Raw genomic sequence first — 6,309 nt, forward strand, 5'->3', positions numbered from 1 at the left:
GTGGTCGCGACGCCATCATGGTGCGCTCACCGGCGGTGCACCACGATTCGGGACAGCCGTAATTCGACTAAAGTTCCAAAATGCCTGAATTATGGCTCGGCGCTGTGGGGAACACCTGTGCCTGTCGACGCCTGCGCCTCCTGGGTGAGACCAGGCGGCTCAGGCCGCGCGGCGGGCCAGGGTGATCTCCCTGGTCCTCGCAGCGGCACCCGTCTCCATTCGGGGAAGTAAGCGGAAGGCGTGAGGCATGGCCCTTCGACCACGGCTGGACGTGCGGCGTTCCTGGAGGCCGGGCCACGCCCCCTCGCTGCTCGTGATCCCGGTGGGGCTGATCGTCGCGGTCTGTGTGGTGGATGTGCTGGCTCCGCCGCACATCCACCTCGGTCCGCTCCTGGTGGCCGCGCCCGCGCTCACGGTCGCGTTCGCCGGTGCCCGCGCCACGGCACTGATCGGGGCTCTCGCGGTGGCGGCCCAAGTGCTGATCGGCGCGCTCCGAGGGGTCCTCGCCACGGCCAACATCATGGCCCAGATCGCCGCCTTGATCATCGTCTCCGTCGTCTGCGTCACCATCTGCGTGGTGCGGGACCGCAGCGAGCGGCAGTTGCTGCGGGTGCGCTCGGTGGCCGAGGCGGCGCAGAGCGTGCTGCTGCAGCCCCTGCCCCCACAGGCAGGCCCGCTGCGGATCGCCGGCCTGTACATCCCCGCCGAGCAGGAGGCCGACCTGGGCGGAGACCTGTACGCGGCCGCCCGGACCGTCCACCACAGCACCCGGCTCCTCATCGGCGACGTGCGCGGCAACGGCCTGGCCGCGATCAACAACTCTGCCCTGCTCCTCGGCGCCTTCCGCGCGGCCGCCCATCGGCAGGCCACCCTCCCTCGTCTCGCCGTCCACCTGGACGCCGCTCTGCGCTGGGACACCAGCCAGTGGCGATCACCGGCGGAACAGGACATCAACGAGGACTTCGCCACCGCCATCCTGCTCGACATCCCCGACCGCGAACCGGTCGTCCACCTCATCACCTGCGGCCACCCACCCCCGCTCCTCCTGCGCGGGAACCACCTCACTCCGCTCACGGCCGAGGCGAGCCACCTCCCGATCGGACTCGGCGGTGCCTTCGGTATCGCCGCCTACGACGTCCAGACCTTCCCCTTCGAGGTCGGCGACCTCCTGCTCCTCTACACGGACGGCGTCATCGAAGCCCGCAACGTCGACGGACTCTTCTACCCCTTCACCGAGCGGGCGCCGCAGTGGACGAAAGACGACCCCGACGAACTCCTGCGCCGTCTCCAGGACGACCTGCTGGCCCACGTCCACGGCCACCTCGGCGACGACGCGGCCGTCGTCGCGATCCGCCGCCTGGCCATCTGATCCAGGCCATCCGGACCGACGACGTCCTGCACTTCCAAGCCGCGTCCCTACCCCGCTCCCCGCGCCGGGGATGGTCCGGTGCCGGCGTCGGGATACCGCGGCCGAAACAGCTGCCCCCCGCACGCGCGTTGGTACGGGCGAGGGGTTGGAGCTTCTCAGTCGGTCAGGGGGTTCCGGTCGGTGAGGACGAGGCGGGTGATGGCTGCCGCATGCCATACCGCGGGTTCGACGGGAGTGGCGTGGAGCTGATCCGCCTGGGAGGGAATGCACTGTTCCGTCTGGTGCCCGTGCCGGATCGTGTTCCGTCTGGTCGGGGTCTTCGGCATGAAGCGGTGTGGCCTTTTGGCGCGGGTGGTGTCGGTGTCCGTTCGTATCTGCGGCGCGGCTCGATCCAGTCGCGCCCGGTCGGAGCTCAAGGCCGGCGGTCTTCGGTCTCCGCTGGTGGGGCGGCCGGGTGGTGTGGCTTTGTCCGGGATCGTGTTCTGCCGCCGGACATGCTCGGGCCGTTGCAACGGTGGGTGGCGCGGCGGGTCTGGGTGTCGGACGTGGTCCAGGCTGTTCCGTGTGCTGTGCAGGTACCGTGGTTGCGGGTGTGGTACAGCTCGCCGTCCGGTCGGCATCGCCCGGACGGGACCTGGTTCAGGTCAGTCCGACCTGGTTCAAGTCGGTCCGCTGCGGGGGTCAGTGGGGACAGGCCGGTCCGCCGGCTCTCAGGTCGCGCAGCAGGGCTTTCTTCGTCCGGTGGGCGGCGATGAACCGGGTGTACCGCTGTGTGAATGCGGCTGTGGTGCCCTCCCGGTCGGCGAGGGCGGCCAGGTCGCTCAGGAGGCGGACGACCTCGGGGTAGTTGCGGGTGCCTCGCGGCGTGAGAAGTTCTCCCACGCGGTGCCAGGCCGCCTCGGGATCGTGCTGCAGGTCGGCCAGACGCCGGTGCTGGGCCTCGTGTGCTTGCCGCACGGCCCGCTCGCGTTCCTCGGCCGCCTGCTGTTCCTCGCGGCCGAGGCGCAGCGCCTTGTGGGCGGAGGCCGCGGCGCGGAGTTTCGCGACGGTGCGGGGCGGGGGAGTGGGGCCGAGGGCCGGTTGGCTGTTCAGGAGGCGGCGGCGCAGCCCGGGCAGAGGCTGGGGGGCGCCGTCGTGGAGGAGTCGGGCGGGGACGGCGTCCTTGTCCTGTGGGTCGAGGGTGGCGGTCCAGGCCCGGTGTGCGGCCAGTGTCGGGCGCGGGGCCAGAGGGGGTGAGTGCTGGGCTGCGGCCGCGATGAGGTCTCCGTCGATGCGCAGGAAGGCGGCCAGGTCGGTCAGCGGCTCGGGCAGATCGGCCAGGCCCGGCGGCACGGACGGCTCCACGTCGTCGTCATCGAGTTCGCCGCCGTGCAGGCGCAGCAGCCAGGCCAGGTAGAGCAGGCGCAGGTCTTTCTCGGCGACCGGGCGACGGGCACGGGCGATGGAGGGCAGCCACGCCTCGTCCCGGCCGCCGGCCTCGTCGAAGTCGTTCTCTTCGAAGCCGAAGAGGTCGTTGAAGTCCTCGACGTCGTCCTCGGGATCGGACTCCAGGGCGATCAGGACGCGTCCGTTGCTCTCCCAGCTCTGTGCCGAGTCACCGGCGCAGTACGCCCGGGCGGTGTCCAGCGGCAGGGCGGAGGCCGGCCACCGCAGGATCAGCCGCCGGGTGCCCCAGTTCGCGAAGTAGAGATGAGCGTCGTAGTGGGTCTCCACCAGCAGCCGGGGGTCGCCCTTGAAGTCGCCCCAGCTGTAGGTGTTCACGAAACTGTGCCGGGTCAGGTGGGCGCGTGTCGTCAGCGCGCGGATCTGCGCGAGCTGCCCGTCGGTCAGCGGGGTGTCGACCGTGAACTGGTAGTGCTGGTACTCCGACACGGTGTGGTCCCCTCAACCGTTGCCCAGGCAAGTCATAGCAGAGCCGACGGCCCGGCACGGCGTGAACGGCCTTCGGTTCACGAAGATGGGGACGGTGCCACCTGGGATGGGCGCACGGAGGTGTTGATGTTGCCTGATCCGGACTCTGCCAGGGGTCTGCCTCCTTACCCTGGCCGGCAGTATCCGTCTCGTGCAGCAGACCCCTTTGGGATTCGTCGGGCAGCCCTCGGACATGGCGCTCGCTGGATTCGGGTCCGGCCGGAGTTCCGTGCATGACCTCAGGCGGGTTCACGTCACAGCTGGGGGAGCCCGCAGAGGTTGAGCAGTTCATGCAGGTGTTCGGTCGGCAGCCTCGGATTGGCTGCTGCTCCTTCGGCCACCTCGGGGTTGTCCAGGAGCGATGAGATCAGGTCGAGAGGGAGGAGCGGGTTGGCGGCCGCGGCGCGGCGGACGTGTGGCTCGGGGTCGGCGAGCAGGTGAACGGGCGGCTGGGGCAGGGTGGTGTCCGCGGCGGCCAGGGCGCGGACGTCCGCGTCGTCGTGGTCGAGGAGATGGTGCAGTCCGGTGCGGGGCAGGCGGGGCAGCCTGAGCAGGTACCGGCGTTGGCCCGGTGTGGCGATGAACGCCTCGAGAACGATGGCGGGCGGCGCCAGCGGGTGGTTGAAGGCCAGCAGGTGGCGCACGCCGGCGTCCGGGTCTTCGGCCAGCCGGTGCACCAGTTCCTCGGGCAGATGGGCACAGGTCGCGGCAACACGGCGCAGCACGGAATGGGCGGATACAGCACACGCCTGATACCAGCCCGGGTCCGGCTCGAGGAACATCTCACCGACCGGGCCGATGCTCTGGGCCGTGTGGCCGATGATCCGGTCGATGGCACTGCGCTGTGGCCAGGTGCGCCGGGTCGGCTGCAGCCGGGCCCGGGTGCGGACGGTGGCGTCCAGGTCCTGGGCCAGTTCCGCCAGCAGCGCCGGGTCCAGATCGGCACGGGAGGCGACTCGTTCACGCACCTCGGGGTCCGGGTCGCGTCCGAGGCGGGCGACGACGTCGGCGGGTGTGTGGGGGTTGTGGGCGAGCGGCCACAGGTCGCGCCGCTCGGCAAGGCACCGCTGGGCGACCTCGCGGGAGACGGCGTAGTTGACGAGGAGGAGGGCCCGATGGTGGCAGTCGCGCTCCGGCAACTCGGCTTCCATCGCGGCGGGGTCCAGGACGCGGCTGCCGCGCTGCGCGGCTTCACGTACCGCAGGGTCCGGGTCCGTCAGGAGCGCGTCACGCTGCCCAGGGGTCAGCCACAGCCACAAGCCGGCGGCCTGGGCCCGCAGGGCGGGGTTGGGATGGTCGGGCATCCGGCGGCGGAACGCCTGCGAGATCTGCCCGGAGAACTCCAGTTCCTGCTTGATCTCCTTAGCTGTGAGCAATTGGCTCGGGTCGTTGTCGTCCGCGGTCAGCAGGGCTTCCAGGACAGCGTCCGGCAGTTCCTCGACCCTCTCCGAGCGGGGGCGGGGGCCGGAGGCCAGATCGGCACGGACCAGCGCGTCGGGATCGTCGACGAGCCGGCCGCGCTGCCCGGCGGCGGCGTGTCGGTTGCGGGCGAAGCTGCGGCGGACCGCCCGCTCAGGGTGCGCCAGCACTGCCTCGACGACGTCGGCGGGAAGGTCCCGTTCCTCGCACAGGATCGTCCAGGCAGCGCGTGCCTGCGTGGCCAGGAGACGCAGCAGCACGCCGCTGGGTGCCGCCGGATTGGCCGCGACACCGCACAGCCACGGTTCGGCAAGATCGGGGGAGGACATCGGGACATCGTGGCAGCGATCGATTGCCGCGTCGACCGTGTTGTCGATCTTGAGATCGTTGCCGCCCGGGTACGCGTGCCGACGGCCAGGAGCCGGTGTCCCATGCGATGTCGCCCGGTCCGCCGTATGTCTGTGCGCGCCGCGCCGCGCCTTGCCGGCGGCCTCGGCCGGCAAGGCGGTGAAGTACGCGATGCACCCGAGGATGCCGTCCGCGCACGCACGCAGCGGCTCGAAGCGTGCGCTCTCCCTGCACAGGTCGGCTGCACGGGCCGGACGGCAGGTGCCGGCGAAGGAACACGTGATCTTCCTGCGCTCCGGGGCTGGTGGCACGCAGTGGATGGTCACTGACGCTGTCCGCAGCGGATGCGGATGGCCTGCCGAGCACCCGCTCAGCACCGACGAGGCTCCTTGGTCCGATGAACTCGAAGTGGCCGAGGAGCTTTGCGGGTCGATCCTGTAATCGCTCTTCAGCAGTAGTCGCAAGACCTCACCGGGCAGGGGGCCGCTGCGCTACCGGAGCCCGAGCGACTGCCTGGTCTGTGCACCAAGCCTGATCGCCGGCTGCTGATCGACAGCAAGGCCTGCCTGCGCGCAGTGAGCCTGGGCCCACCTGGCAAATGATCACCTGGCTGCATTGCGTGCAACCCGCTCGCCATGCGTGCCCAGGGGTCGGTACGGTTCTTCCCGCCACTCAAGGCACGTGGGCCGTTGACCACCGGACAGGACGAACTCCTTCACAGCCTGGCGCACGACGTCGATAGGGACCACCGTCGGCTCCAGGAACTCCCGGGGGTTGGCAACTGTTGCCTGTTGACTGTGCGTAAGTGTGTTCTGGCCTGCGTGAGTGAGTGTTGACGGTTTCCGCTCGTACGAGGTTCGGGGAGGGAACGGAAGTTCCCGTCTCGAATGCGTGACCTCTATGGGTGGTGATCGTTGGGTGGGGTGACGGACTGTTCGGCCCGAATGGGGCTGGGGGTGACGGTGTGGGTGATCTGCGGTCGGTGGCGGCGTCGTTCGTGGTGCCCGGTCCGTCGGGGGTGGCGGTCCGAGACCGGCTCAAGGGCCTGACTGCCCAGGACGAGAGGGTGCTGCGGCTGGTCGGCGACCACCTGGGTTCACTCGCCGCGCGGGATCTGAAGGCGCGGTGCGCGGTCGGCCTGGAGCACGACAACGAAAGCTGGGCGGCGCGGAAGCGGGAGCTGACGGGGCTGTCGTCGTCGCGGTGGGCGGGGTCGCTGACGAAGGCCACCCATGACCTGTGGGCGCTGGCCCGGCGCGGCC

Annotated in this window: 4 protein-coding genes and 1 pseudogene; 2 read left to right on the forward strand and 3 right to left on the reverse strand. The window is 70.4% G+C overall.

Going from position 1 to position 6,309, the window contains the following annotated elements:
• Positions 1–247 precede the first annotated feature (247 nt).
• Positions 248–1,369, forward strand: coding sequence for a PP2C family protein-serine/threonine phosphatase (locus tag ACH4S8_RS42080; RefSeq protein WP_398404075.1), 1,122 nt, complete (start codon positions 248–250; stop codon positions 1,367–1,369).
• Positions 1,370–2,050: 681 nt separating this feature from the next.
• Here the strand turns inward: ACH4S8_RS42080 and ACH4S8_RS42085 are convergent.
• From ACH4S8_RS42085 to ACH4S8_RS42095, 3 genes are all read right to left on the reverse strand, one after another.
• A complete protein-coding gene (locus ACH4S8_RS42085; protein ID WP_398404077.1) occupies positions 2,051–3,241 on the reverse strand; it encodes a hypothetical protein in 1,191 nt (396 codons plus the stop codon).
• A gap of 293 nt (positions 3,242–3,534) precedes the next feature.
• A complete protein-coding gene (locus ACH4S8_RS42090; protein WP_398404079.1) occupies positions 3,535–5,358 on the reverse strand; it encodes a hypothetical protein in 1,824 nt (607 codons plus the stop codon).
• A gap of 291 nt (positions 5,359–5,649) precedes the next feature.
• Positions 5,650–5,949, reverse strand: a complete 300-nt coding sequence (locus ACH4S8_RS42095) for an Imm1 family immunity protein (protein WP_398404085.1) — start codon at positions 5,947–5,949, stop codon at positions 5,650–5,652.
• Between the two features lie 62 nt (positions 5,950–6,011).
• Between ACH4S8_RS42095 and ACH4S8_RS42100 the strand changes: the two are divergent.
• Positions 6,012–6,309: pseudogene (locus ACH4S8_RS42100) on the forward strand (IS200/IS605 family accessory protein TnpB-related protein); the annotation flags it as partial.

Origin of the sequence: Streptomyces sp. NPDC021080 (assembly GCF_044333225.1) — a bacterium.
Classification (GTDB): Bacteria; Actinomycetota; Actinomycetes; order Streptomycetales; family Streptomycetaceae; genus Streptomyces.